The following is a 24974-nucleotide window of genomic DNA, read 5'->3' as shown; positions in this document are numbered from 1 at the left end:
GGGAAGCCAGACCCAGCGTGGTCATCTGGCTGTGGTCCCGTCTACAGACGGGACGCAACCGAACCCACCTGACGCGCCCAGCCACCAGCCGGGGACGGCACCAAGCAACCTACAAACTCAGGTCGTCGGAAATCGCGCCAGCGATTTTCGAACGAAACAAATAACGACACGCACGATCACGAACCAGCGTCCCTCATCCTCTTCTCCATCGCGTCCAACGCCTTTTCGAGCTGGGTGATCCGATCCAGTAACTGGGGGACGCTCGGTGCGGGCGGTGGGATGAACGCGGCCTTCGGGACGGGGGCCAGCGCGACGGTCGGAGAGTCCACCGTCCTAGGCCGCTGCACCGATGCCGCGGGGATCGCCACGGTGGGCGGTTCGACACGCGGCGCCGGCGGCCTCGGCGTGAACGCCGTTGTTGGTGCCAGCGCGGCGGCGGCCACCGGCGCCGGCACGGGCACCGCCGCGGTCTCGGGCACCGGCAGGGCGGCCCGGACCTCGGTCGCCGGGTTGCCCCGCCAGCGGGTCCAGGGCGTGACCTCCTCGCCCTTCATCAAGAAGGCATCGGCCTCCAGAGCGGAGCCATCCCCCATCGTGACGCCATAGTGCACGAACGCCTTGACGCCAATGGTGCAGCCAGCCCCCACCGTGGTGTACCCGGACTTGAAGTACCCGTCCTCCAGGGAGTGGCACTGGATCACGGACCCCGCGTTCAACACGGCGTCGTCACCAATGGTGACCAGAGACTTCTCCGGCATCGCCGCGCCGTCGTCGAAGACCCGCCGCCCCATGCGCACCCCGGCCAACCGCCACAGCATGCTCTGGAACGGCGTGCCGCCCAGCGCGGGCGTGGTGTAAACCTTCCACAGTCGCTCGTGCCCCCAGAAGTACTTGTCGTAGATCGAGCAGAACTGCGGGGTCAGCGGCCGGAACCCGAGCACCGCGCGTTCGAGCAGCGCGCCGTAGACCACGTTCACCACCACTGCCGCCACCAACGCCCCGCCGATGGCGAACGGACCAAAACGGCCGTACAAATGCAGGCCCACCACGCCGATCAGCAAGGTGGCCAGGAACCCGATCCAGCGCAGCAGCAGCACGGTGGCGATGGTGCGGGCGTTGTGGCGGTTCTTCGCGGCCAGCCGGCGGCGGACCTCGGCGGGGTCGTTGAGGTAGTCCAGCTCGTCGTCGCGGGCCGGCGAGCGCGGGATCTCGAAGCACGGCGAGCCGAGCAGGCCCACGTTCTCCCGCACCGGGCCGTCCACCGGGACCATCACCTTGGTGGCCAGCAGGACGTTCGCGCCGGTACGCGCCTCGGCCGGGAACGCGATGTTGTTGCCCAGGAAGTTGTTCTCCCCGACGGTGACCTGGGAGAGCCGGAACGCGGTGCTGGAGTAGTCGGCGTTCATCACCGACAGGCCGTCGGACACCATGGTGCCGGTGCCGATCCTGGTCAGGAACGGCGAGTCGTGGTTCATCTCGGTGCCGAAGTTGGAGCCGGTCTGCTCCACCCGGGACAGGTCGTAGCCCAGCCCGACCACGTACCGGACGATGAACGAGCTGTCGCCCAACAGAAGCATGAAGAACTTGGAGTTGGTCAGCCCGGAGACCGCCGAGGCCACGATGTAGTGGAAGCCGTAGAGCGGGTACGAGCGGTCGGGCTTCAGGAACACGTTCAGCAGCCTCGGCACGGTGAACATCACCAGCAGCGCGGCCACCAGCCCGCCGAGGAAGACCAGCATCGACGCGGCCGCCAGCATGACGTAGAAGCCGGGCGTGGCCAGCCGCGCGCTGGTGCCGGAGAGCAGCTCGGCCAGCACCGGGACCTTGGTGACCAGCAGCACCCCGATACCCAGCGCGAGCGGGGCGAGCACCAGCACGCCGAGCAGTTGCAGCGCGCTGAACAGCACCTTGCGGGCGGAACCGGCGTGCTCCAGCGGCATCGTGCGGTAGTTCGCCGTGGTGGGCTCGGCCGGCGAGCCGTGCCAGACCTGGCCGGCCGGCACCCACTGGCCCTCGTGCAGCGACGAGGTGTGCCCGAGCTGCGCGCCGTCGAACATGGAGGTGTTGACGTCCAGCACCGTCGCCTCGCCGACCAGCACGTCGTTGCCCAGGGTGATCGACCCGGTCCGCACCACGCCGGCCTCGACCCGGTACCCGGTGAACGAGCAGTTCTTGTGGATCACGGTGTCGTCGCCGATGTCCAGCAGGTCCGTCACCACCGGGACCACCTTCGACCGGATCACCACGTTGCGGCCGATCTTGGCGCCCAGCGCGCGCAGGTAAACCAGGTACAGCGGGGAGCCGGCGAACAGCACCATCGGGTTCGTCCGCACCAGCGTCTTGACCAGCCAGAACCGTAGGTAAGCCACGCTCCACAGGCGTATCTCGGTGGGCTTCCAGGCGTCCACCAGCAGCCACTTGGCCAGGATCGGCAGCACCACCAGCCCGGCGAACACGCCCGCGCCGAACATCGCCGCGCGCAGGTACAGCTGCCCGAGGTCGGGGGCCGTGGAGAGCCACCGGAAGCCCAGGTGCAGCAGCAGGCCGGCCAGCGCGACACCGGCCAGGAACACCAGCAGCTGGGCCACCCCGGTGAGCGTGTAGCGCGCCGAGCTGCCCGGGGGCACCGGGCGAGCGGCCGAGGCGGGGCCGGCGGGGGCGGCCCCCTTCCCCGCCCCCGCCGCCACCGACGACCCCGATCCGGGGGCCGAGGTTGGGGCCGCGTCGCCGAGCAGCGCGGCGAGCTGGCGGACCGTCGGGTTGAGGTACATCTCCTTCATCGAGATCCCCGGCAGCCCGTGCTGCTTGCGCAGCCGCGCCGAGAACTGGGCCATGAGCAGCGAGTTTGCGCCCAGCTCCTCGAAGAAGTGGCTGTCCACCGAGACCTCGTCCAGGCCCAGGGTGGTGGCCAGCGCGTCGGCCAGGATCTGCTCGGTGTTGCTGGCGGCGGCCACCACCTCGCCGACCGGCGCGCGCATCTTGCGCTGCCCGGGCGGCGGCAGGTTCTTGCGGTCGGCCTTGTCGCTGGTCGTCATCGGGATGACGTCGAGGTACTCCAGGTAGGCGGGCACCATGTACGACGGCAGCCGCTCGCGCAGCAGCTCGAAGATCTTCTCCTCGTCCACCGAGGCGGTGTCGGTGCGCAGGCTGTAGTAGCCGACCAGCTCGATGGTGCCGGGCACCGGCTCGTAGGTGTCCACCACGGCCTGGGCGATGCCGGGCACCTGCAGCAGCACGGACTCGATCTCGGTCAGCTCGATCCGGTAGCCGCGGATCTTGACCTGCAGGTCGATCCGGCCCTGGTACTCGATCTCGCCGTCCTCGTTGACCCGGCCCAGGTCGCCGGTGCGGTAGATCCGCCCGGACGGGTTGGCGGGGATGTCCAGGAAGTCGTTGATGAACGCCTTCTCGGTCAGGTCCTCGCGGTTGAGGTAACCGCAGGCCAGGCCGATGCCGGCGATGCCGATCTCGCCGACCTCGCCGTGCGGCAGCGCGCGGTACGGGTCCTCGGTGTCCAGGATGACGGTGGCGTAGGTGGGCAGCGGGACGCCGATGGTGACCGGCTTGTCCGGGTGCACCTCGCTCCAGGTCGCGGTGACGGTGGCCTCGGTCGGGCCGTAGACGTTGAGGAACCGCCGGCCGGGGCGGTGCCAGCGGGCGATCAGGTCCTGCGGGCAGGCCTCGCCGGAGACCAGCAGGAATCGCAGCAGCGGCAGGTCCTCCTCGATGGTGGCCAGCAGCGTGGGCACGCAGCACATGGCGGTGATGCGGCGGCTGGTCAGGAACTCGTGCAGGTCGGCGCCGAGCAGGCTGGCGCCGCGCGGCTTGGGGACCAGGGTGGCGCCGGCCAGCCAGGGCACCCAGATCTCCTCCACGGAGAAGTCGAAGGCGATGGTCAGGCCCTGGTAGACCCGGTCGCGGGAGCGGATGCCGTAGACCTCGGCGGCGACCCGGATGAAGTTGCAGATGCTGGGGTGGTCGATCGCGACGCCCTTGGGGCGGCCGGTGGAGCCGGAGGTGTAGATGATGTACGCCAGCTCGTCGGTCGCGACACCGCGTTCGAAGTTCAGCAGCCGCTCGTGGCGCTGCTCCTCGATGAGCGGGGCGGCCTGGTCGATGAACAGGACCTCGGCGCCGAGCTCGTGGACGTCCGGGACTCGTTCGGTGACGCTGGACATGGACAGGACCAGGGAGACGTTCGCGTCTTCGATGATGTACGCCATCCGGTCGGACGGGAAGCCGACGTCCAGCGGCACGTACGCGGCGTTGACCTTGAGCACGGCCAGCATGCCGAGGTAGGAGTACACCGGCTGGTCGAACAGCAGCGCGATCCGCTCGCCGGCGTTGACGCCGCGCAGCCGCAGGTAGCGGGCGAGCTGGTTGGCGCGGGCGTCGAGCTGGTCGTAGGTCAGCGACAGCTCTTCGGAGTCGACGGCGAGCTGGTCGGAGCGGCCGTACGTGCGGTTCCAGTCGCAGCGCTCCTCGAACAGGTGGTCCATCCGCTCACCCCGGCGCGCCCGCCAGCCGTGCGGGGAGTCGTGCGCGACCAGGACCAGCCGGTCGGTGGACGGTAGGTTGGCGAGCTGGGTGCTCGTCATGGCGTCTCCCTGAGCGGTCTTCGGCGTGTGCATCGAGTGTGGTCGCGGGACGGCCGGGGGACGATCGTGCGTGCCCCCGGAACGGATGGGCTGACCCCCGGAGTGGGGGTAGGGCCAGCCCTACCCATGGTCGCCCGTCGGCGCTGGTCAGGCGGCCGCCGGCACGGGGTCGGGCTCGTCGGCGGTGGCGTCGGCGTCGGCGTCGGTCGGGATGAACGTGTCGTGCAGCAGCCGGACCGCGTCGGCGACCTCGCCGGAGGCCACGTGCACCGACACCCGGCCGGGCGTGGTGGTCACGAACCGGGCCTCGATCCCGGCCCGCTCCAGGGTGGCCAGCGCGCGGGCGACGATGCCCGGCTTGCGGGCGATGCCCAGGCTGACCACGCTCACGGTGCCCAGCTCCTGCTCGGTCTGCACCGGCACGCCCAGGTCGGCGATGGCGGCGGCCACCTCGGCGGGGTCGACGCCGGGCACGGTGAACCGCACGGTGTCCTCGGAGCCGTCCGGCACGATCGCGCCCACCGCCGCGCCCCGCCCGGCCAGCGCCGTGGTGACGCCGGCGGGGGTGACGCCGCGCGCGGAGTACAGCGGCTCCTGGAACCGGTGCGCGACGCCGGCCACCGTCGTGTTCTCCGCGCCCGCGTCCGGAGCTCCACGCCGGATCCAGGTACCTTCCTGGGAGCTGAAGCTGGAGCGCAGGTGGATGTCCACGCCGTGCGCGGCGGCCAGCTCGACCGACCGGGGCTGCAGCACGCCGGCGCCGGCCTCGGCCAGCTCCAGCATCTCCTCGTGGCGCAACGCGGGCAGCGGCCGCGCGCCGGGAACCACCCGTGGGTCGGCGGTGAACACGGCCGGCACGTCGGTGAAGATCTCGCATTCGGTCAGGCCCAGCCCGGCGGCCACCGCGACCGCGGACGCGTCCGAGCCACCCCGGCCGAGCGTGGTGACCTCGCCGTCCGGCGAGACCCCCTGGAACCCGGTCACCAGCACGATCGCTCCCTCCTCCAGCGCGGCGACGACCCGGTCCGGGCGGACGTCGCGCAGCCTGGCGTTGCCGTGCATGCCGTCGGTCAGCACGCCGGCCTGGGCGCCGGTCAGCGACACGGCGTAGGAACCGAGCTCGTGCACCGCCATCGCGGCGAGTGCGCAGGAGATCGACTCGCCGACCGCGAGCAGCGCATCCATCTCGCGCATCGGCGGGCGAGCGGACATTTCGTAGGCCATCCCGGACAGCTCGTCGGTGGCCTTGCCCATCGCCGACAGTACAGCGACCACCCGGTGGCCGGCACGCTGCGCGTCGACCATCCGGCCGGCGACGGCCCGCAGCCGGTCGTGGTCCGCGACGGACGTGCCGCCGAACTTCCACACCAGCGTGCGCCGCCGGTCGTCGCGGGTGCCCAGGTCGTCCCGGGTGTCCAGTCGCATGGCGGCCGACGTGCTCATCGCTTCCTCCTCGATCCGGCGCCGACGCGAACCCTCGGCGTCGCTATCAGAGGTTGCCGTTGTGGTGCGGTCCCGGGCGACAGGGAGCGCCCCCGATCGCCGGGTGCCATCCCGTCAAACTCGGGTAGGGAAGGCCCCAGACAAGATCGCGTCAACTTCTGGTTGACGCTCGCGGGTGCGTCAACCTATGGTTGACGGCATGACGGACCCAACGCCGGTGGCCGGCCAGGTGCGGCTCGACGACCTGATCGGCGCCATCAAGAAGGCGCACAACGACCCGCTCGAACAGCTCTCCGACGCGGTCATTGCGGCCGACCACCTCGGCGAGCTGGCCGACCACCTGATCGGCCACTTCGTGGACCAGGCCCGCCGCTCCGGGGCGTCCTGGACGGAGATCGGCCAGAGCATGGGCGTCACCAAGCAGGCGGCGCAGAAACGGTTCGTGCCGAAGAGCGAGCTCGACGCGAGCCAGGGGTTCAGCCGGTTCACCCCCCGGGCCAGGAACGCCGTGGTGGCCGCGCAGAACGAGGCCCGGGCGGCGAGCAGCGCGGAGATCCGGCCGGAGCACCTGGTGCTCGGGCTGCTGGCCGAGCCGGAGGCGCTGGCGGCGCGGGCGATCGTGTCGCGGGGCGTGGCGCTGGAGGAGGTGCGGCGGGCCGCGACGGCGAAGCTGCCGCCGGCGGCCGCGGAGATGCCCGCGCTGGTGCCGTTCGACGCGGCGGCCCGCAAGGCCCTGGAGCTGACGTTCCGGGAGGCGCTGCGGCTGGGCCACAACTACATCGGCACCGAGCACATGCTGCTCGCGCTGTTGGAGCAGGAGGACGGCGCGGGGGTGCTCACCGAGCTGGGCATCGACAAGGCCGGCGTCGAGGCCAACGTCACCGAGGCGCTCGGGCGGCTGACGAAAACCCCGACTCACCCTGACGAAAACCCCGACTCGCGGTGACGGTGCGCGCGCGGGCGGGCGGGTGGTCAGATCCAGGGGAGGGAGGCGCGGGTGGTCCAGTAGGTGGGTGGGGGTTCGGCGAGCTTGGCCAGGTCGGCTAGGTCGGACTGGGTGAGGGTTACGGACCGGGCGGTTAGGTTGGCGTGCAGTTGGTCGACGGAGGACGGGCCTAGGAGGACGGTGTCGGCCCAGGGTTGGGAGAGGGCGGCGGCCAGGGATATGGCGTCGGGGGTGGTGCGGTAACGGGCGGCCAGTTTGAGTACGGGCTCCGGCGCGTTCACCGCTAGGCGGCCGTTGGCCAGGGGTTCTTTGACCAGGACGCGCAGGCCGGCGGCGTGGGCCTCGGCCAGGCGGGCGGCGGCCGAGGGTTCTAGGGGGTTCCAGGTGGACTGGACCGCGGTGAACACCTCCAGGTCCATGGCGCGGGCGATGGTGTCGGCCTGGTTCGGGCCGGACGTGGAGAAACCCAGCGGCAGGCCGGAGTCGACCATGGCGGCGAGCAGCTCGCGGTCGGTCAGGAGCGGGCTGTCGGGCGTCAGCGAGTGCACCTGGTAGAGGGCCAGGCGCTCGCCAAGGAGTCGGCGCGACTCGTCCAACTGGGCGCGGAACCGGGCCAGCGAGTGTTCCTTCTGCTCGTGCACCGGCGCGTCCAGCCGCCAGCCGCCGACGTAGGCGTAGCCCCACTTGCTGGACACCGTCACGTCGCGGTGGCCGCGTGCCGCCAGCCAGCCGGCCAAGAACTCCTCGGCCCGGCCGTACGAGCGGGCCACGTCCACCCAGCGCAGCCCGGCGGCGTACCCGGCGTCCAGCACCTCCCAGCTGGCCGCGCGCAGCTCGTCCACCGTGCGGTCGGGCGGCAGCGCGTCGGTCCGGCCCAGGTTGATGTACGCCGGGCGGCCCAGTGCGGCCAGCCCGAGGCCCAGCCGTTCGCTCGCGTTCACGTACCCATCGTCGCGAGGTGCGCGGCCAGGTTGTCGAAGCCCCCCGACCAGCCGTCGGCGTGGGCGTCGCGTTCCTCGGCGGTGCCGAAGGCGGCCTGGTGGAACGTCATGACCGTCTTGCCGTCCTGGTCGGCAAGGCCGATGGTGATCACCGACTCGTCGACCCTGGTGCCCGGCGGCCGCTCCCAGGCGAACGTGAACACCAGCCGCTCGGGCGCGCGCAGCTCCAGGTAGACGCCGCCGGCCCACTGGTCGGCGTCCAGCTCGGGGTGGCCGATGCGGATCCGCCACCGGCCACCGACCCGGGGCTCGGACTCGGCGGACATCGTCGTCGCCCCGGCCGGTCCCCACCACAGGGCCAGGTGCTCGGGGTCGGTCCAGGCCCGGAACACCAGCTCGCGGGGCGCGTCGAAGGCGCGGGTGATGGTCAGCTCCCGGCCGGCGGCGGTCATTCTCGGTCTCCGTCCTGTAGCCGTCGCAAATGTTCGTCCAGGCGGTCGAAGCCCTCGTCCCAGAACCGCCGGTAGCCGAGCACCCAGGTGGCCACGTCGGCCAGCGGGCCGGCGGCCAGCCGGCACGGCTTGGCCTGGGCCGCGCGCCCCCGGGTGATCAGGCCGGCGCGTTCGAGCACCTTGAGGTGCTTGGCCACCGCCGGGACGCTCATCTCGAACGGCGTGGCCAGCTCGGTGAGGGTGGCCTCGCCGGCGGACAGCCGCGCCAGGATCGCCCGCCGGGTGGGGTCGGCGAGCGCGGCCAGCGTGGCGCTGAGCGGGTCGGTGGCGGTGTCGGGCATGTCGGCCTTTAGTTGGCGGCGGTCTCGTAGCTGTCGTGCAGCTTCCACCAGTGTCCGGGGCCGTCGGTGCCCCGGCTGTTCGGCTCCCAGGCCTCCTGGCGGCCCAGCGCCGTCAGGTCCAGGTAGCGCAGCGTGCCGATCAGCTGGTCGCCGCCCCGGCCGTTGGTGAAGTAGGTGCGGTAGACGTTGTCGCCGTCGCGCAGGAACACGCTGATCCCGTGGTACTTCGGGGCGCCGCAGTCGGCGGAGAACGTGCTGCCGTACGCGGAGTACCACGGCACCGTCCAGCCCATCCGCTGTTTGTACTCGGTGAGCTGGGCCAGCGGCGCCGGCGAGGTCATCACCAGCGTGGTGTCCCTGGCGTGCAGGTGCGCGAGGTGTCCGATGTTGTCCGCGATGATCGAGCAGCCGGGGCAGCGGTGGTCCGAGCCGGCTTCCATCATGAAGTGGTACACGATCAGCTGGCGGCGGCCCTCGAACAGGTCCAGCAGGGTGGCCCTGCCGTCCGGGCCGTCGAACTCGTAGCCGGCGTCCCAGGCGACCATCGGCAGCCGCCTGCGCTCGCCGGCCAGGGCGTCCAGCGCCCGGGTCATCTCCTTCTCCTTGACCAGCAGCTCGGCCCGCGCCCGCTGCCATTCCTGCTCGGAGACCACCTGTGGCAGGTCCATCGTCGTGCTCCTTCCGTGTTTAACCGAGTAGTTTATTAACTACTTGGTTTATATACGGCAGGTGGGCCGGGTGTCAAGCGGGCCAGCACCCGGGTGCCGGGGGCGGCGGCCGCGCCGGGGCCCGGTTGCGCCTCGATGTCCCGGCCGGTGACCGGCTCACCGCAGGACGAGCAGGTCACCTCGGGGGTGAAGCGGTGGCCGCAGGCGCGGTGCACCACGCGCAGCGGCGGGCCGCCCGGCGGGGTCGCGTGCCGGTCGCCCCAGGCCATCAGGACCAGCAGGGCGGGCGCCAGGTCCCGGCCGGCCTCGGTCAGGTGGTACTCGTGGCGGACCGGGCGGGTCTGGTAGGGCCGTCGCTCCAGGATGTCGTGCTCGACCAGGTAGGCGAGCCGGCGGGTGAGCAGGTTGCGGGAGATCCCGAGGTCCTCGGCGATGTCGTCGAAGCGGTGCAGTCCGAGGTGGACGTCGCGCAGGATCAGCGGCGTCCACCACTCTCCGACGATCTCCAGGGTCTGCGCGATCGAGCAGTGCATCTGGGCGAAGCTGGTTCGTTGCACGAGGTCATCCTATGGGTTGACTCACTGAACTGACCCCCGCTAGCGTCTTCGTACGTCGGATGGGTTCAATGAAAGGACTAACTGCGATGCCTTTTGTCGAGCTGTTCGCCCCGAAGGGCGCGCTGGACTCCGAGCGCGGACGGGCGGCGAAGCGCGAGCTGGTGGCCGAGGTGATGAAGGCCGAGGGCGCGCCGGACACCCCGGCCGCGCGGGCGATCTCCTGGCTGGTGGTGACCGAGCCGGAGGGCTGGTACGTCGGCGGGGAGGAGGCCGGCGCCGGCGAGCCGCCGCGCTACGTGGTGCGGGTCAGCGTGCCGGCCGGGTCGCTGGACGACGCCAAGCGCGCGGACATGATCGACCGGGTGACCCGGGTGCTGGCGGGTGCGGAGCCCGACGGTGAGCGGCTGTACCGGGAGCCGGTGGCCTGGGTGTTGATCAACGAGGTCGCGGAGGGGAACTGGGGCGCGGTCGGGCGGGCCGTCGGGCTCAGCGACATCGTCGGGTTCGTCGGCACCGGCCAGCTCGCGCCCGCGCCGGCCTGACCGTCGGCGTCGGTGGCGGCGCGGGCACGAAAAGGGCCGGGTAGCCGCAGTCACGCCGTTTGCGGGTAACGGTCGTCGACCAGGCGGCTACCCGGCCAGGCAGGCCGGCTGGGTGCTCGGAAGCGTTGAGCCCTCGGGCCGGCCGAATCAAGGTGAGGTTGTCGCGGTGGTTCCCCCTGCCCAGGGCGTACCCACACGCCCGGCGCGGTACGGCCCCCTCGACCCGGCCGGCAGGTTGCGAGTGATCAGCAACACACCGCCCGGGCCCTGATCGAGAATAGCCGCAGGATTGTTGTCGGGTCAAACAAATTCGGTGACGCCCCGTCCGCGCCCGTTCGCCGAACCGATCACGCGGTAACTGGAGCTGCCCCTCGCCACACCGGTCCCGGCCATGCCAGGGTGGTGCCCGGGGACCGACCAAGGGGGGTGGCGATGGACGCGGCGACGCTGTGCGCGGGCGTGCGCGAGGACCTTCGGGACGTCGAGGCGAAGATCCGGGACAACCGGTGGCTCGCCGAGGCGGAGGCCGGTCGGTTACCCGTGTCGGCGCTGCGGGCGTTCGCCGGCGAGCAGCTCGCGGTGATCCCCAGCGACGAGCGCTCGTTCACCGCGTGCGCGCAGCGGTTCGGCGACGAGCCGGCGCACGGCTACCTCACCGGGATGGCCGCCGGCGAGCGGGTCGCGCTGGCCGCGCTGGACTCGTTCGCCACCGCCGTGGGGCTGGATGCGGACGCGCGCGCGAGGTACGAGCCGCAACCCGGGTGCCAGGCGTACCCGTCCTATGTTGCCCGGCTGGCCAGGGACGGCTCCCCGGCCGAGGTCGCCGGCGCGTTCCTGGTCAACCTGGAGGCCTGGGGGGACTGCTGCCGGCGGCTGCACGCCGCGCTCGGCGAGCACTACGGGCTCGGCGAGGCGGACCGCGCGTTCCTCGCCCACTTCGCCGGCCCGACCGACGAGCTGGAGCGCATCAGCCTGGAGGTGATCGACGCCGGGCTCGCCGCCGGCGTTCCGGCAGCGGCGGTCGCCAGGGCCGCCCGGCTGCTGCAGGCCTACGAGCTGCAGTTCTGGGGTGGGCTGCCATGCTGAGACCGGACGTGACGAACACCCATGTGGTCGCTGGTTTGCCGCGAGGCTTCGGCGGTTACCCTCGTGCGGGATTGTGGCGGCCGTCATGACCCTCCGGGTGAACTCGGCGGGTCGAACGGCCGCCATCCGGTTCATAGAAGGTGGTGGTGTGATGTCGGAGGTACCGTCGGTTCCGGACGCGTCGGTGCTTGCGGCCGAGCCGGCGATATCCAGCGAGGCCCTGCTCCCGCAGCTGGTTGAGCACCTCCGGCAGAACCGCACGGTGCTGCGCGAGGAGTGGGCCCGACGGATCACCGACGCCCGGCTGTTGACCGCGATGACCCCGGAGGAGATCTTCTCCGAGGCCACCTCGGTCTACGACAACTACGTCGAGGTGCTGCAGACCGGCAGCGTGGAGGCCCTGCAGGCCTACGCCCGCAACCTCTCCGAGCGGATCATCCCTCGTGGCGTCGAGACCGACGAGGTCGTCGGCATCGTGCTGCTGCTGCGCGACGTGCTCTCCCGCTCCCTGTTCGAGAAGTACCAGTCCAACTTCGACCTGCTCAACCGGGTGCTCGACGCCTACGAACCGGCCGCGAACCGGATCGCGAACACCGTGGCCGTCAGCTTCGTGCAGGAGCGCGAGCGGATCATCCGGCAGCAGCAGGAGGCCATCCGCGAGCTGTCCACGCCGGTGCTGCAGGTGCGCGAGCAGCTGCTCATCCTGCCGATCATCGGCGTGCTGGACGACCAGCGCGCGCGGCAGCTGACCGAACAGTTACTGCTGGCCATCAGGGCGAACCGGGCCAAGGTCGTGGTCATCGACTTCACCGGCGTGCCGACCATCGACTCCACGGTGGCCAACCACCTGGTGCAGACCGTCGACGCGTCCGGGCTGATGGGCGCCAGCGTGATCATCACGGGGCTGTCCTCCGAGATCGCGCTGACCCTCGTCACCATCGGTCTGGAACTGTCCAAGATGAACGCGGTCGGGGACCTGCAGGGCGGCATCGAGGAGGCCGAGCGGTTGCTCGGCTACGAGGTGAGCCGCACCAGCGAACGCCTCCGCGACTCGCGCTGACGGGTGGGGCGCCTCCCGCCATGTTGGTCCCCATCCTCAAGCAGGGCACGTACCTGATCGCAACCGTTCAGGCGGCGATGTCCGACGCCGACGCCCAGCAGCTCCAGGACGACCTGATGGAGCGGGTGAGCCGGTACCGCGCGCAGGGCATCATCGTCGACGTCACCGCGATCGACGTGATGGACTCCTACGCCGCCCGCTCGCTGCAGACCATCGCGCACATGACCCGGCTGCGCGGTGCGGACACCGTGATCGTCGGCCTGCAACCCGAGGTCGCGTTCACCATGGTCCAGCTCGGGCTGGCCTTCGACGACATCCACACATCCCTGGACCTCGAGGACGGCCTGGCTTTCCTGGACCGTCAGGCCGAGCTGCGGCGCCGCCAGGGCACGACAGACGGCAGCCGCTGACGTGACCGATGGCATGGTCGTTGCGGTGGACGGCCCGGACGACATAGTCACAGCTCGTCAGGCCGGTCATGCCATGGCCGTCGAGCTCGGGTTCTCGCTCACCGACGTCACCATGATCGCGACCGCGATCTCCGAGGTGGCCCGCAACATCACCAGCTACGCCGGTCACGGCGAGGTGCGGCTCAACGTGGACAACCGCAGGGGCCGCGACGCGCTGGTGGTGGAGGCCGCCGACGAGGGGCCCGGCATCGAGGACGTCACGCGGGCCATGGAGGACGGCTTCTCCACCAGCTCCGGGCTGGGGCTGGGGCTGCCGGGGGCGCGCCGGTTGATGGACGGGCTGGAGGTTCGTTCGGAGCCGGGGCGGGGGACACTCGTCACGATGTGGAAATGGGTGCCGAACAGTGCGTGACGAGGGGCGCCTGGGGCCCATCGAGTGGGCGGTGGCGGGCCAGCCGGTAGCCGGGGAGGACGTATCCGGCGACCATTGGGTCGTGGTCGACGCGGGCGGTGCGGCGCTGGTCGGGGTCATCGACGGCCTCGGGCACGGCGAGCGGGCCGCGGAGGCCGCGCACCGTGCCGTGGCCGTGCTCTCCGAGCGCCCGGGCCAGCCGTTGGACGCGCTCATGCAACGCTGCCACGATGCGCTCACCCAGAGCCGGGGGGCCGCGATGTCGCTGGCGTTGATCACGTACGGCACGGACCTGCGGGCCGCCGGCGCTCCGGTGGGCGCGGACGCCCGGTCGGTGGCCGCCGAGGCTCGCGGCGGCAACGGGTCGCTGGGTTCCGAGGCTCGTTCGGTCAACGGGTCGCTGGGTTCCGAAGCTCGTTCGCTGGACGGGCCGCGCAGCGCGTTGACCTGGCTCGGGGTCGGCAACGTGCGCGCCAGCCTGGTGCGGGCGGTGCCGGGCGGGCCGGTGAGCAGGGCGGCGGCGCTGTTGCACGGCGGGGTGGTCGGCTACCGGCTGCCCTCGCAGCTGCGCGCCCAGACGCTGACCATGCGCCCCGGCGACCTGCTGGTCATGGCCAGCGACGGGCTGACCGACGCGTTCGCCGACGACCCGCCGCTGGCGCAGTCCGCCGGCAAGATCGCCGAGGACATCCTGGCCAGGTACAACAAGGGCACCGACGACGCGCTGGTGCTCGCCGCCCGGCACCGGGGCACGCCGCCATGACGCCCTCGGTCGACGAGTTCCGGCTCGCCTACGGCGCCGCGCTGCGCCGGCACCTGGCCATCGGCGACGAGGCCAGCCTGGTGGCGGGCCACGAGCTCGGCCGGAAGGCGCTGACCGACGGACTGAGCATCCTGGACGTGACGGAGAGCCACTTCCGGGTGCTCGCCGAGCTCACCGACCACTCCGACCCGACCCAGGACGTCGCGCTGCGGTTCCTGCTGCAGACGCTGGCCGCGCTGGACATCGCCACCCGAGGGTTCCTCGACCGCACCCGCGGCTACCAGCAGCAGCGGGCGCGCGCCGAACAGCTCGCCGAGCTGGACGCCGCCAAGAGCGAGTTCTTCGCCAACGTCAGCCACGAGTTCCGCACCCCGCTGACCCTGATCACCGCGCTGGCCGAGGACAGCCTCGCCGACACCGACCGCCCGCTGCCCGCCGAGCAGCGCGAGCGCGTCCAGGTGGTGCGGCGCAACGCCGGGCGGCTGCGGCGGATGGTCGACGACCTGCTCGACTTCGCCCGCATCGAGGCCGGCCGGCTGCGCCCCGAGCTGGTCGTGGTGGACCTGTCCGCGCTGACCCGCGAGGTCGTCGAGTCGTTCGCGCCGGCCGTCTACCGCTGCGGCCTGGAGCTGCGGGTGGACTGCCCAAGGCTGCCGGCGCCGGTCGCGGTGGACATCACCATGTGGGAGAAGGTGCTGCTCAACCTGCTGTCCAACGCGGTGAAGTACACCCTGGACGGGCGGATCTCGGTCACCCTGCGCGCGGTGGACGGGCACGCCGAGCTGGCCATCGCGGACACCGGCACCGGCATCCCGGCCGACGAGCTGCCGCACGTCTTCGAGCGCTTCCACCGGGTGCACGGCCAGGGCGGCCGCTCGCGCGAGGGCGCCGGGATCGGGCTGGCGCTGGTGCACGAGCTGGCCGAGATCCTGGACGGCGGCGTGGCCGTCCGCTCCACCGAGGGCGTCGGCAGCACCTTCACCGTCCGGCTGCCGCTGACCCCGGCCCCCTCGGCGCCGGCGGCCGCGCCGGTCACCCCGTCCCCGCCGAGGCGGCACACCCCGGTGTACCTGGAGGAGGTGCTCGGCTGGGACGCCCCGGCCAGCGACGGGGCCGGCGAGGTCACCGGGCCGGTGGCGGGGCCGACGGTGCTGGTCGTGGAGGACAACCCGGACCTGCGGCAGTACCTGAGCCGGCTGCTGGCCCCGCACTGGCGGGTGCTGACCGCCGTGGACGGCCTCGACGGGCTGCGGCTGGTGCACCAGCACCGGCCCGACCTGGTGCTCGCCGACGTCATGATGCCGCGACTGGACGGGTTCGGGATGCTGCGCCGGCTGCGCGCGGACTCGGCCACCGCGTCGATCCCGGTGGTGGTGCTCTCCGCGCGCGCCGGCGAGCAGGCCGCCGTGCGCGGGCTGGACGCCGGCGCCGACGACTACCTGCACAAGCCGTTCTCCGGCCCGGAGCTGATCGCCAGGGTGCGGGCCAACCTGGAGCTGGCGCGGCTGCGCACCAGGGAGGCGGAGTTCCGCCGGCTGCTGGTGGAGTCCCTGCAGGAGGGGTTCTTCATCGCGGACGGCCAGGCCAGCATCCTGGAGGTCAACTCGGCGTTCCTGGAGCTGACCGGGTACGGCGCCGAGGGCCTGCCGTACCGGTGGCCGCACCCCTGGCTGCCCGAGGACGCGCGCGGGCGCGCGGAGATCGAGGCGGCGCTGCGGGCCTGCCTGCGCGGCGGCGGCGGACGGTTCACGCTGCCGATCCGGCGCCGGGACGGCTCCCGCGCGTGGCTGGCGGCCAGCATCAACTCCCTGGCCGAGCAGGACGGCGCCGGGCGGGTGTACGTCGGCACCATCCGCGACATCACCGCCGAGCGCGCCTCGGCCGCCCGCGAGCACGCCGCCGCCCGGCTGACCACCGCGCTGGGCGGCGCCACCGGGGTGGCCGACGTGCTCGCCGCCGGCCTGGAGGGCTGCCGCGCGGCGCTGGACGCCCAGCGGGCGGTGGCCGCCGTCTGGTCCGAGTCCGGCGCCGACCCCGAGGTCTATACCGAGAAGAGCATCAGCGGGACGACGAGCATCGGCAGGCCCGTCGCTCCGGCCGGCATGGCGTGGGCGGACGTGGACGAGCGCACCCGCGAGGTCCTGGAGCGCGCCCGCCACCAGACCGCGCTGACCGTGACCACCGTGCCCGCGCCCTCCGACACCGAAGCCGGTGCCCACGGCGTGGTGGTGCCGATCAGCGCGAGCGGCGATGCGGCGATCTGGCTGGAGCTGCCCGGCCCGCGCCCGGTCACCGCCGACGAGCGCGCGCTGGTGGCGCTGCTGGCCAGCCACCTGATCCTGGCCTTGCAGCGGGCGCGCAACTACGAGCAGGCCCGTACCGTCTCGCTGACCCTGCAGCACGCCATGCTCGGCCCCTCCGACCTGCCGCCCGGGTTCGCGGTCCGCTACGAGCCGGCCGTGCAGCCGCTGGAGGTCGGCGGCGACTGGCACGACGTGGTGCCGCTGGCCGACGACCGGATCGCCGTGGTGGTCGGCGACTGCGTCGGCCGGGGCCTGGAAGCGGCCGCCGTGATGGGCCAGCTGCGCAGCTCGTGCCGGGCGCTGCTGCTGCGCGGCGCCGGCCCCGGCGAGGTGCTCGACGACCTGGACGCGGTGGCCGCCCGCATCCCCGGCGCCCGCTGCACCACCGTCTGCGCCGTGATCATCGACCCGGCCCGGGGCGAGCTGCGCTACAGCAGCGCGGGACACATGCCGGCGCTGCTGGCCACCCCCGGCGCCGCCGGCCGCCTCCTGGAGGACGCCAGGGCCGCCCCGCTGGCCACCGGCGCCCGCGCCCCCCGCCCCGAGGCCACCGAAGCGCTCCCGCCCGGCTCCACCCTGCTGCTCTACACCGATGGCCTTGTCGAACGCCGCCGGGTGTCCATCGACGTCGGCATCGATGCCGCCGCCGCGCTGCTCGCCGGCGCCGCCGAGACCACCCCGGACGACGTCAGCGACCAGCTGCTGGCCGAGCTGCGCCCGGACGGCGGCTACGACGACGACGTCGCGGTGCTGGTCTACCGGCAGCCCCCGCCGCCGCTGCACGTCGACATGGCCGCCGACGCCGTCCAGCTGGCCCCCATCCGCCGCCGGCTGCGGGCCTGGCTGGCCGCCGCCTCGGTGCCCCCGGACACCGCCGCCGACGTGGTCACCGCCGCCAGCGAGGCCTGCACGAACAGCATCGAGCACGCATACCGGGGCGAGGCCGCCGGCCGGGTCACCCTGACCGCGAGCGCCGACGACGGATCCGGCCTGGAGGTCACCGTCGCCGACACCGGCACCTGGAAGACCCCGGCGGCCGACCCCGGTCACCGGGGCCGGGGCATCACGATGATGCGCGCCCTGACCGACACGGTGAACATCGACCGGGTCCCCAGCGGCACCTCGGTCCGGATGACGAAGAACCTCCGCCCGAGCGCCTAGAGCGCGCTCAGTTGGCCGGCACGTCCAGGGCGGTCAGGGCCTCGGCCACGGTGGGGTAGACGTCGAACATCGTGGTCATACCGGTGATCTCCAGCGGGCGGGCCACCAGGTGGTTGGCGCTGCCGGCCAGGACCATCCTGGTGTCGCCGGCCAGGTCCAGGGCTTCGGCGAGGGTGGCCAGGCCGGAGGAGCCCAGGAACTCGACGGCGGCCAGGTCGACCACCAGGGAGCGACAGCCGGAGCTGAGCTGCTCGCGCAGGGCTCGGGCCAACGCCGGTGCGGTGACCATGTCGAGCTCGCCGTCGACGTGCAGGATGCGGACGCCGTTGGCGGCGTCGATGACCTGGAGTCCGACGGTGCCCTGAGGGTCGGTGGGCCGAGAAGACGTCACAGCGACCTTCCCACAAACACTCCCAGACGCTCGTTCACGCACGCCCCCACGCCGGGGGCAGAACCATCGGACACCATACACCGCACCGCCGCCGCGACGAGCCGAACCGGTCGACCGGGTTATCGATCCAGGTGGTTCCCAGGGTCTGTGCAGGGAGCTTTCAGGGTCCGCTGGGAGCGTCGGGCCGGTGAACATCCGCGAAGCGTTCGTCATCGCGTCGCGCAGCCTGCGAGCGAACAAGCTCCGCTCGGTGCTGACCACCCTGGGCATCATCATCGGGGTGGCCGCCGTGATCGTGCTGGTGGGGCTGGGGGACGGCATCAAGTCAGGGTTCAACGAGTCGTTCGGGAAGATGGCCAACCAGATCACGGTGTCCAAGGTCAGCGGCAGCGTGATCGGCGGCGGGGTGCGCAACCTGACCGACGCGGACGTCCGTGCGCTGGAGAACCCGGCACAGGCGCCGGACGTGGCCAGCGCGACCCCGGTGGTGACCGGGACCGCGCTGGCCACCTACGACCAGCGCAAGTACCAGACCTCGATCACCGGTTCGACCAGCGACTACCTGCGGGTGTCCGACCGGGGCGTGGTGGTCGGGCAGATGTTCACCCCGGCCCAGGAGCGCGCGAGCGCCAAGGTGGCGCTGCTCGGGCCGAACGCGGTGGCCACCCTGTTCGGCGGCGACGCCGGCGCGGCGCTGGGCAAGCAGGTACGGCTGGGCCGGGCCAACTTCACGGTGATCGGGGTGCTGGAGAGCAACGGGATGGGTGACGACGCGGCGCTGGTGCCGATCGGCGCGGCGCGCAGCTACCTGGTCGGCGGGGCGGACACGGTCAACCAGATCATCGTCAAGGCGACCAGCCCCGCCACGGTGCAGGCCGCGCAGGACCAGATCACCCGCACCCTGGACGACCGGCACCACATCGGCGACCCCACCCAGCGCGACTTCAAGCTCATGGCGTTCCAGAACCAGCTCGACCGGATGCGCGAGACGCTCACCTTCCTGACGGTGTTCACCGTGGCGATCGCGAGCATCTCGCTGATCGTGGGCGGCATCGGGGTGGCGAACATCATGCTGGTCTCGGTGACCGAGCGGACCAGGGAGATCGGCATCCGCAAGGCCATCGGCGCCCGCCGCAGCGCGATCATGAAGCAGTTCCTGATCGAGTCCACCGTGCTGGCCGGCATCGGCGGTCTGGCCGGCGCGGCGGTCGGCGTCGGGCTGACACTCGGCGCGGCCTACGTCATCCCGAAGCTCGCACCGAACTTCGGCACCCCCGACGTGTCCGTGCCCGCACTGGCCGTCTCGTTCGTGTTCAGCCTGGTCATCGGCCTGCTGGCCGGCGGCTACCCCGCGCTGCGGGCGGCCCGCCTGCGTCCCATCGAAGCGCTCAGGTTCCAGTGACCACCGTTTCCCCAGCTCACGACCCGTGAGTGGATAGAGGTGCTATGGCACCTCTATCCACTCACGGCATCTGACCAGCGGAAACGTGGTCGTTAGGCGTGTTCGTGCTGGTCGGGGAGCGCCGGTTATGAGGACGTCTCCGGCAGCGTGTAGCCGGCGAACTTCTCCCGCAGCTGGCGTTTCGAGAACTTGCCGACGCTGGTCTTGGGGATCTCGTCGATGAACTCCACGGCGTCGGGCAGCCACCACCTGGCGACCCGGGGGCGGAGGAACTCCAGGAGCTCCTCGGCGGTCAGGGTCTCGCCGGGTTTGGTGACCACGCAGGCCATCGGGCGTTCGACCCAGCGTTGGTGCGGGATGGCGATCACGGCGGCCTCGGCGACCTTGGGGTGGGCCATGATCTCGTTCTCCAGCTCCACCGAGCTGATCCACTCGCCGCCGGACTTGACCAGGTCCTTGGTGCGGTCGACCAGGCGGATGAAGCCGTAGGAGTCGGCGGTGGCCACGTCTCCGGTGCGCAGCCAGCCGTCCTCGGTGAACTGGGCACCGCCGCCCTCGCCCTTGTAGTACTCGCGGGCCACCCACGGGCCGGCGGCCTGGATCTCGCCGCTGTGCTGGTCGTCCCAGGGCACCTCCTCGCCGGTGTCCGGGTCGACCAGGCGCAGGTCGACCAGCGGGAAGGCCTGGCCCTGGCGGGCGCGGACGTCGGCGCGCTGGTCCTCGGTCATCGCGGCGTGGTGGCTGCGCACGGTGGAGGCGGTGGCGATCGGGCTGGTCTCGGTCATGCCCCAGGCGTGCAGCAGCGGCATGCCGAGCTTCTCCCGGTACGCCTCGGACAGCGCCTTCGGGGCCGCCGAGCCGCCGCAGAGCAGCGCGCGCAGGTGGGACAGGTCGTAGTCGTCGAGCAGCGGCAGCGCGCCCATCCAGATGGTGGGCACCCCGCCGGTGAGGGTGACCTTGTGCTGGGCGATCAGCTCCAGGATGGCCTTGGGCGTCATGTTCGGGCCGGGGAAGACGATCGTGGAGCCGGCCAGCAGGCAGCCGTAGGGCAGGCCCCAGGCGTTGGCGTGGAACATCGGCACGATCGGCATCACCGTGTCCCGCTCGGACAGCGCGGGGCCGTCGGCGGTCAGCGAGATCAGCGAGTGCAGCATCGTCGAGCGGTGCGAGTAGACGACGCCCTTCGGGTTGCCGGTGGTGCCGGAGGTGTAGCACATGGCGGCGGCGGTGTTCTCGTCCTCGATCTCGAACCGGCCGGCGAACGGCTCGGACTCGGCGAGCAGCCGCTCGTAGCCCAGGATCCTCGGGTCGTCGGGAAGGTCGGCGCCGACTGTGCCATCCTCGATGATCACGAAGTAGCGGACGGTGGGGAGCTTGGCGGCCAGTGGCCACAGCGCGCCCAGCAGCGAGCGCTCCACGAAGATGATCTCGTCCTCGGCGTGGTTGACGATGTAGGTGAGCTGGTCGGGGAACAGCCGGATGTTCAGCGTGTGCAGCACGCGGCCGGTGCACGGCGCGGCCAGGTACAGCTCCAGGTGCGCGGCGGTGTTCCAGCAGAACGTGCCGACCCGGGCGTCCGCGCCGATGCCCAGCCGGTCCAGGGCGGTGGCCAGCCGGCGCACCCGCACCGCCCATTCGGCGATGGTGATCCGCCGCTCGCCGCCGCCCGCCGTGGCGGTGATGATCTCCTTGTGGCCGAACAGCTGCTCGGCGCGGTGGAACATGTGCGGTAGGGCGAGGGGACGGTCCTGCATCAGCCCGAGCATGTCGCTCTCCCGTATGCGATCCGGCCGCTGTGAGGCGGCACCATTGCCGTGTCTTGCCGTGTCTCTAGCCGTGTCTGCCGTGGTAGAGGTACCTCTATGGGCGCAGACCGTACCCCGAGTTTGTCACCGCGTCCCAGGTCCGCAAGGTAACGACCGCACACCGGTCGGCTCGCCACAGGATCGACTCGGCGCACGATCGGTCCTGGTCAGGCGACTTGGTGCGGCCGTCTTGACCGATCATGGATAGTGTGCTCGGCCATGACCGCCCGGCCATCCGTCTGCGTCGACGTGGGTTCGGGGTGGACCAAGGCGCTGGGCATCGACCCCGACGGCGAGCCGACCGGCTGCGCCCAGCACCCGACCACCCCGCACGACCTGCTCGAAGGCGTGCACGCGGCGGCCGCCGCCGTTGGCGTGGAGGGGCCGCTGACGCCCAGGCGGGCGGCATCTGACGCGGAGTTGCTGGCGTGCTCGTCGGCCGGCGGTGGGTTGCGGCTGGCGGTGGTCGGGCAGGAGCGGCTGGCGTCCGAGGAGGCCGGCCGCCGCGCGGGCTGCTCGGCGGGCGCCCGGGTGGTGAACGTGCAGGCCGGGCTGTTGGAGCCGGCGGGGGTGCGGGCGTTGCGCTCGGCGCGCCCGGACGTGGTGCTGCTGGTGGACGGCGTCGGCACCGAGGCCGAGCAGACCGTGCTGCGCAACGCCGCGCGGCTGGCCAGGGCGCGGGTGCGGGCGCCGATAGTGCTCGCGGTGCGCGCCGGCGTGCGCTCGGACGCGATGGCGGTGCTGCGCGCCACCGGCCGCACGGTGCTGGCCACCGACGCGGTGTTCCCGGCCGAGGGCGAGATCGTCCCGGAGCCCGCGCGGGTGGCGATGTCCGAGCTGCTGGCCGGGCACCTGGTGGGCGGGCGGGGCACCGCGACCACCGCCAGGTTCCGCCGGCTGGCCAAGGAGACCACACCGGCCGCCGTGTGCCGGGGGCTGGCCGAGCTGGTCCGCGCCCGGGGGGCCGGCGGCGGCGCCGTGCTGGTGGTGGACGTGGGCTCGTCCACCACCGACGTGTACTCCGCGCTGCCCGCCGCGTCCGCCGATGACGTGTCGATCAAGGGCACCGCCGAGGCGGACCTGGGCATGCGGCCCACCGTGACCGGCATCCTCACCGAGGGCCAGGCCGAGGGCGTGGTGGACCCGGTGGAGGCGGACCTCCTCGGCCCGACGGCGCGCCGGCTGGCCGAGGAGACCGACTTCCTGCCCACCGACGCGGGCGGGCGCGCTGAGGACCGCCGGCTGGCCGCGCTGGCCTCGGTGCTCGCGGTGCGCCGGCACCTGCGGGTGGCCGGGGCGGAGCTGGCCGAGGCCGGCGTCGGGCTGGTGCTGCTCACCGGCGGGGTGTTCCGCCAGCCCGACCAGGCGGGGCTGGCCGCGATCCGGATGACGCTGCGCTGCGACGAGGGCCTGCGCGGGATGATCGGGGACGCCCCGGTGGCGGTGGACGACGGCTACGCGCTCGCCCCGGCCGGGCTGCTCGCCGCTCGCGGGCGGGCCAAGGCGGCGCGCACGGTGCTGGACGCCGCGATCGCGCCGGACCAGACGTAACCGCTGAACAAGTATTGCGGCGTCATTCACCGGTGGCGGCCCGTCGGCGGTAGCGTGACCTTCGCCGATTCCGATCGAGGAGGACTTGAGTAGATGAGCGCACCGACGACCGAGGCGGACCGGTCGGGTGGCCGGTTCCAGCGGGTGGGCGACCTGGACTTCGCGGTGGCGAACCTGGGGTTGGCCGAGTTCGGACGCAAGGAGATCCGGCTGGCCGAGCACGAGATGCCGGGGTTGATGTCGCTGCGCCGGGAGTACGCGGAGGCGCGGCCGTTGCACGGGGCGCGGGTGTCGGGGTCGCTGCACATGACCGTGCAGACGGCCGTGTTGATCGAGACGCTGGTCTCGCTGGGCGCCGAGGTGCGGTGGGCGTCGTGCAACATCTTCTCCACCCAGGACCACGCGGCCGCCGCGGTGGTGGTGGGCCCGCACGGGACTCCGGAGGCGCCGCAAGGCGTGCCGGTGTACGCCTGGAAGGGCGAGTCGCTGGAGGAGTACTGGTGGTGCACCGAGCGGATGCTGGCCTGGCCCGAAGGCGCCGAGCCGAACATGATCCTGGATGACGGCGGGGACGCCACGCTGCTGGTGCACAAGGGCGCGGAGTACGAGGCGGCCGGGGTCGTGCCGAGCGCCGCCGACGACGACCCGGACGAGTACAAGGTCATCCTGGACACGCTGCGCGAGACGCTGGCCGCCGACGGGCAGCGCTGGACGCGGGCGGCGGCGGCGATCCGGGGCGTCACCGAGGAGACCACGACCGGGGTCAACCGGCTTTACCAGTTGGCCGAGCGCGGGCAGCTGCTGTTCCCGGCGATCAACGTCAACGACTCGGTGACCAAGTCGAAGTTCGACAACAAGTACGGCATCCGGCACTCGCTGGTGGACGGCATCAACCGGGCCACCGACGTGCTGATCGGCGGCAAGGTCGCGGTGGTGTGCGGCTACGGCGACGTGGGCAAGGGCTCGGCGGAGGCGCTGGCCGGGCAGGGCGCGCGGGTGATCGTCACCGAGGTGGACCCGATCTGCGCGATGCAGGCGCTGCTGCAGGGCTTCCAGGTGGCGCGGCTGGACGACGTGGTGGGCCAGGCCGACATCGTGATCACCACGACCGGCAACAAGGACATCGTGACGGTCGAGCACATGGCCCGGATGAAGCACCAGACGATCCTGGGCAACGTCGGCCACTTCGACAACGAGATCGACATGGCCGGTCTGGCGCGGTACCCGGGCATCAGGCGGACGGTGATCAAGCCGCAGGTGGACGAGTGGGTGTTCCCGGACGGGCACTCGATCATCGTGCTGTCCGAGGGGCGGCTGCTGAACCTGGGCAACGCGACCGGGCACCCGAGCTTCGTGATGAGCGCGAGCTTCGCGAACCAGACGATCGCGCAGATCGAGCTGTTCACCAAGCACGAGGAGTACAACAAGGACGTCTACCGGCTGCCCAAGGCGCTGGACGAGAAGGTCGCCCGGATCCACGTGCAGGCGCTCGGCGGCGAGCTGACCAAGCTCACGAAGGACCAGGCCGAGTACATCGACGTGGACGTCGAAGGCCCCTACAAGCCGGAGCACTATCGCTACTGATCATGAAATTTGACGGCCCCGGGGACGGCTGGGCCTGGTGCGAGCTCGGCCACCGGCATTGGGGCCTGTACGGCGCGGCCGGGCTGCTGCTGCGGCACCGGTCGGCCGACGGCGAGGACTGGGTGCTCATGCAGCACCGGTCGTGGTGGAGCCATCACGGTGACACCTGGGGTCTGCTCGGCGGGGCGCGCACGCCCGGCGAGTCCGCCGAGCAGGCCGCGGCCAGGGAGGCCTGGGAGGAGGCCGGGCTGGCCGCCGCCGAGTACGCGGTCACCGGCAGCTACCTGGACGACCACCGCGGCTGGTCGTACACCACCGTGCTGGCGCACGCCGAGAAGCTCGTGTCCGTCACCGCCCGCACCGAGGAGAGCGCCGAGGTCCGCTGGGTCCGCCAGGACGACCTGCCCACTCTCCCCCTGCACCCCGGCTTCGCCGACACCTGGCCCGCCGTGGCCGCCCTGCTCTGACGGCCCGGCACACAGCGAGTTGCCGCCGCACACACGCCCCAACCCGTGTGCCGCGACGCGACGGTGTGTGCGGCCGGGGTGCGGCGGGCGC

General features: G+C 72.1%; 21 protein-coding genes. 12 read left to right on the top strand and 9 right to left on the bottom strand.

Annotation, left to right across the window (positions count from 1 at the left end; translation table 11 throughout):
- Positions 1 to 176: 176 nt before the first annotated feature.
- Entirely contained in the window at positions 177 to 4598 is a 4422-nt protein-coding gene (locus N912_RS56630) for a Pls/PosA family non-ribosomal peptide synthetase (protein ID WP_064745479.1), read from the bottom strand.
- Between the two features lie 147 nt (positions 4599 to 4745).
- Complete coding sequence (locus N912_RS0135305; RefSeq protein WP_051581240.1) at positions 4746 to 6041, bottom strand: aspartate kinase; 1296 nt, start codon at positions 6039 to 6041, stop codon at positions 4746 to 4748.
- Between the two features lie 199 nt (positions 6042 to 6240).
- Here N912_RS0135305 and N912_RS0135300 point away from each other — a divergent pair, with 199 nt between their 5' ends.
- The gene (locus N912_RS0135300) at positions 6241 to 6987 is read left to right on the top strand and encodes a Clp protease N-terminal domain-containing protein (RefSeq protein ID WP_028926133.1); all 747 of its coding nucleotides are present in this window, start codon (positions 6241 to 6243) and stop codon (positions 6985 to 6987) included.
- Positions 6988 to 7013: 26 nt separating this feature from the next.
- Here N912_RS0135300 and N912_RS0135295 read toward each other — a convergent pair whose 3' ends face one another.
- Genes N912_RS0135295 through N912_RS56625 form a run of 5 tightly spaced genes read right to left on the bottom strand, consistent with a single transcriptional unit; the run spans position 7014 to position 9946 of the window.
- On the bottom strand, positions 7014 to 7928 hold the full coding sequence (locus N912_RS0135295) for an aldo/keto reductase (protein ID WP_028926132.1): 915 nt from the start codon (positions 7926 to 7928) through the stop codon (positions 7014 to 7016).
- Positions 7925 to 8380 carry an SRPBCC family protein gene (locus N912_RS0135290; RefSeq protein ID WP_028926131.1) on the bottom strand — a complete coding sequence of 152 codons (456 nt, stop codon included), beginning with the start codon at positions 8378 to 8380 and terminating at the stop codon, positions 7925 to 7927. The genes N912_RS0135295 and N912_RS0135290 overlap by 4 nt, the downstream gene beginning before the upstream one ends.
- Positions 8377 to 8721 carry an ArsR/SmtB family transcription factor gene (locus N912_RS0135285; protein ID WP_028926130.1) on the bottom strand — a complete coding sequence of 115 codons (345 nt, stop codon included), beginning with the start codon at positions 8719 to 8721 and terminating at the stop codon, positions 8377 to 8379. The genes N912_RS0135290 and N912_RS0135285 overlap by 4 nt, the downstream gene beginning before the upstream one ends.
- An 8-nt stretch (positions 8722 to 8729) precedes the next feature.
- Complete coding sequence (locus N912_RS0135280) at positions 8730 to 9389, bottom strand: DUF899 domain-containing protein (protein WP_028926129.1); 660 nt, start codon at positions 9387 to 9389, stop codon at positions 8730 to 8732.
- A 35-nt stretch (positions 9390 to 9424) separates the two neighbouring features.
- Positions 9425 to 9946: a winged helix-turn-helix transcriptional regulator gene (locus N912_RS56625; RefSeq protein WP_037068145.1), complete on the bottom strand. Its 522-nt coding sequence runs from the start codon at positions 9944 to 9946 to the stop codon at positions 9425 to 9427.
- Positions 9947 to 10032: 86 nt separating this feature from the next.
- Between N912_RS56625 and N912_RS56620 the strand changes: the two genes are divergently transcribed.
- The 7 genes from N912_RS56620 to N912_RS56610 all read left to right on the top strand — a co-directional run bounded on the left by N912_RS56620 (position 10033) and on the right by N912_RS56610 (position 17683).
- Positions 10033 to 10488: a tautomerase family protein gene (locus N912_RS56620; RefSeq protein ID WP_051581239.1), complete on the top strand. Its 456-nt coding sequence runs from the start codon at positions 10033 to 10035 to the stop codon at positions 10486 to 10488.
- Between the two features lie 432 nt (positions 10489 to 10920).
- Positions 10921 to 11574, top strand: a complete 654-nt coding sequence (locus N912_RS56615) for a thiaminase II/PqqC family protein (RefSeq protein ID WP_051581238.1) — start codon at positions 10921 to 10923, stop codon at positions 11572 to 11574.
- Positions 11575 to 11725: 151 nt separating this feature from the next.
- Positions 11726 to 12634, top strand: coding sequence for an STAS domain-containing protein (locus tag N912_RS0135260; protein ID WP_028926128.1), 909 nt, complete (start codon positions 11726 to 11728; stop codon positions 12632 to 12634).
- 20 nt (positions 12635 to 12654) lie between these two features.
- On the top strand, positions 12655 to 13044 hold the full coding sequence (locus N912_RS0135255; protein WP_028926127.1) for an STAS domain-containing protein: 390 nt from the start codon (positions 12655 to 12657) through the stop codon (positions 13042 to 13044).
- Position 13045: 1 nt separating this feature from the next.
- Positions 13046 to 13456 (top strand): anti-sigma regulatory factor, encoded by a 411-nt coding sequence (locus N912_RS0135250; RefSeq protein ID WP_028926126.1) that lies wholly within the window; start codon positions 13046 to 13048, stop codon positions 13454 to 13456.
- A complete protein-coding gene (locus N912_RS0135245) occupies positions 13449 to 14219 on the top strand; it encodes a PP2C family serine/threonine-protein phosphatase (RefSeq protein ID WP_028926125.1) in 771 nt (256 codons plus the stop codon). Before N912_RS0135250 ends, N912_RS0135245 begins: the two co-directional genes overlap by 8 nt.
- Complete coding sequence (locus N912_RS56610) at positions 14216 to 17683, top strand: SpoIIE family protein phosphatase (RefSeq protein WP_051581237.1); 3468 nt, start codon at positions 14216 to 14218, stop codon at positions 17681 to 17683. Before N912_RS0135245 ends, N912_RS56610 begins: the two co-directional genes overlap by 4 nt.
- Before the next feature lie 7 nt (positions 17684 to 17690).
- Here N912_RS56610 and N912_RS64715 read toward each other — a convergent pair whose 3' ends face one another.
- Positions 17691 to 18074: an STAS domain-containing protein gene (locus N912_RS64715; protein WP_051581236.1), complete on the bottom strand. Its 384-nt coding sequence runs from the start codon at positions 18072 to 18074 to the stop codon at positions 17691 to 17693.
- Between the two features lie 187 nt (positions 18075 to 18261).
- Between N912_RS64715 and N912_RS0135230 the strand changes: the two genes are divergently transcribed.
- Positions 18262 to 19476 carry an ABC transporter permease gene (locus tag N912_RS0135230; RefSeq protein ID WP_028926123.1) on the top strand — a complete coding sequence of 405 codons (1215 nt, stop codon included), beginning with the start codon at positions 18262 to 18264 and terminating at the stop codon, positions 19474 to 19476.
- 125 nt (positions 19477 to 19601) lie between these two features.
- On the opposite strand, the gene N912_RS0135225 is transcribed toward N912_RS0135230, so the two are convergent.
- Positions 19602 to 21230, bottom strand: a complete 1629-nt coding sequence (locus tag N912_RS0135225; protein WP_245645638.1) for a long-chain fatty acid--CoA ligase — start codon at positions 21228 to 21230, stop codon at positions 19602 to 19604.
- 270 nt (positions 21231 to 21500) lie between these two features.
- On the opposite strand from N912_RS0135225, the gene N912_RS0135220 reads away from it, so the two are divergent.
- From N912_RS0135220 to N912_RS0135210, 3 genes are all read left to right on the top strand, one after another.
- Positions 21501 to 22832 (top strand): glutamate mutase L, encoded by a 1332-nt coding sequence (locus N912_RS0135220; protein WP_037068143.1) that lies wholly within the window; start codon positions 21501 to 21503, stop codon positions 22830 to 22832.
- Between the two features lie 93 nt (positions 22833 to 22925).
- A complete protein-coding gene (gene ahcY / locus N912_RS0135215; RefSeq protein WP_051581235.1) occupies positions 22926 to 24416 on the top strand; it encodes an adenosylhomocysteinase in 1491 nt (496 codons plus the stop codon).
- 2 nt (positions 24417 to 24418) lie between these two features.
- Positions 24419 to 24883 carry an NUDIX domain-containing protein gene (locus N912_RS0135210; RefSeq protein WP_028926119.1) on the top strand — a complete coding sequence of 155 codons (465 nt, stop codon included), beginning with the start codon at positions 24419 to 24421 and terminating at the stop codon, positions 24881 to 24883.
- Positions 24884 to 24974: the final 91 nt, after the last annotated feature.

It is taken from the genome of Actinospineispora acaciae DSM 45401 (genome assembly GCF_000620785.1).
Classification (GTDB): Bacteria; Actinomycetota; Actinomycetes; order Mycobacteriales; family Pseudonocardiaceae; genus Pseudonocardia; species Pseudonocardia acaciae.
The sequence above is the reverse complement of the archived record's forward strand: the minus strand, read 5'-3'. Positions and strand labels throughout refer to the sequence as shown.

Coding starts and splice junctions, on each gene's coding strand:
- N912_RS56630 (WP_064745479.1), bottom strand. CDS start 4,598: ATGACGAGCACCCAGCTCGCCAACCTACCGTCCACCGACCGGCTGGTC.
- N912_RS0135305 (WP_051581240.1), bottom strand. CDS start 6,041: ATGAGCACGTCGGCCGCCATGCGACTGGACACCCGGGACGACCTGGGC.
- N912_RS0135300 (WP_028926133.1), top strand. CDS start 6,241: ATGACGGACCCAACGCCGGTGGCCGGCCAGGTGCGGCTCGACGACCTG.
- N912_RS0135290 (WP_028926131.1), bottom strand. CDS start 8,380: ATGACCGCCGCCGGCCGGGAGCTGACCATCACCCGCGCCTTCGACGCG.
- N912_RS0135285 (WP_028926130.1), bottom strand. CDS start 8,721: ATGCCCGACACCGCCACCGACCCGCTCAGCGCCACGCTGGCCGCGCTC.
- N912_RS0135280 (WP_028926129.1), bottom strand. CDS start 9,389: ATGGACCTGCCACAGGTGGTCTCCGAGCAGGAATGGCAGCGGGCGCGG.
- N912_RS56620 (WP_051581239.1), top strand. CDS start 10,033: ATGCCTTTTGTCGAGCTGTTCGCCCCGAAGGGCGCGCTGGACTCCGAG.
- N912_RS56615 (WP_051581238.1), top strand. CDS start 10,921: ATGGACGCGGCGACGCTGTGCGCGGGCGTGCGCGAGGACCTTCGGGAC.
- N912_RS0135260 (WP_028926128.1), top strand. CDS start 11,726: ATGTCGGAGGTACCGTCGGTTCCGGACGCGTCGGTGCTTGCGGCCGAG.
- N912_RS0135255 (WP_028926127.1), top strand. CDS start 12,655: ATGTTGGTCCCCATCCTCAAGCAGGGCACGTACCTGATCGCAACCGTT.
- N912_RS56610 (WP_051581237.1), top strand. CDS start 14,216: ATGACGCCCTCGGTCGACGAGTTCCGGCTCGCCTACGGCGCCGCGCTG.
- N912_RS0135225 (WP_245645638.1), bottom strand. CDS start 21,230: ATGCAGGACCGTCCCCTCGCCCTACCGCACATGTTCCACCGCGCCGAG.
- N912_RS0135220 (WP_037068143.1), top strand. CDS start 21,501: ATGACCGCCCGGCCATCCGTCTGCGTCGACGTGGGTTCGGGGTGGACC.
- ahcY (WP_051581235.1), top strand. CDS start 22,926: ATGAGCGCACCGACGACCGAGGCGGACCGGTCGGGTGGCCGGTTCCAG.
- N912_RS0135210 (WP_028926119.1), top strand. CDS start 24,419: ATGAAATTTGACGGCCCCGGGGACGGCTGGGCCTGGTGCGAGCTCGGC.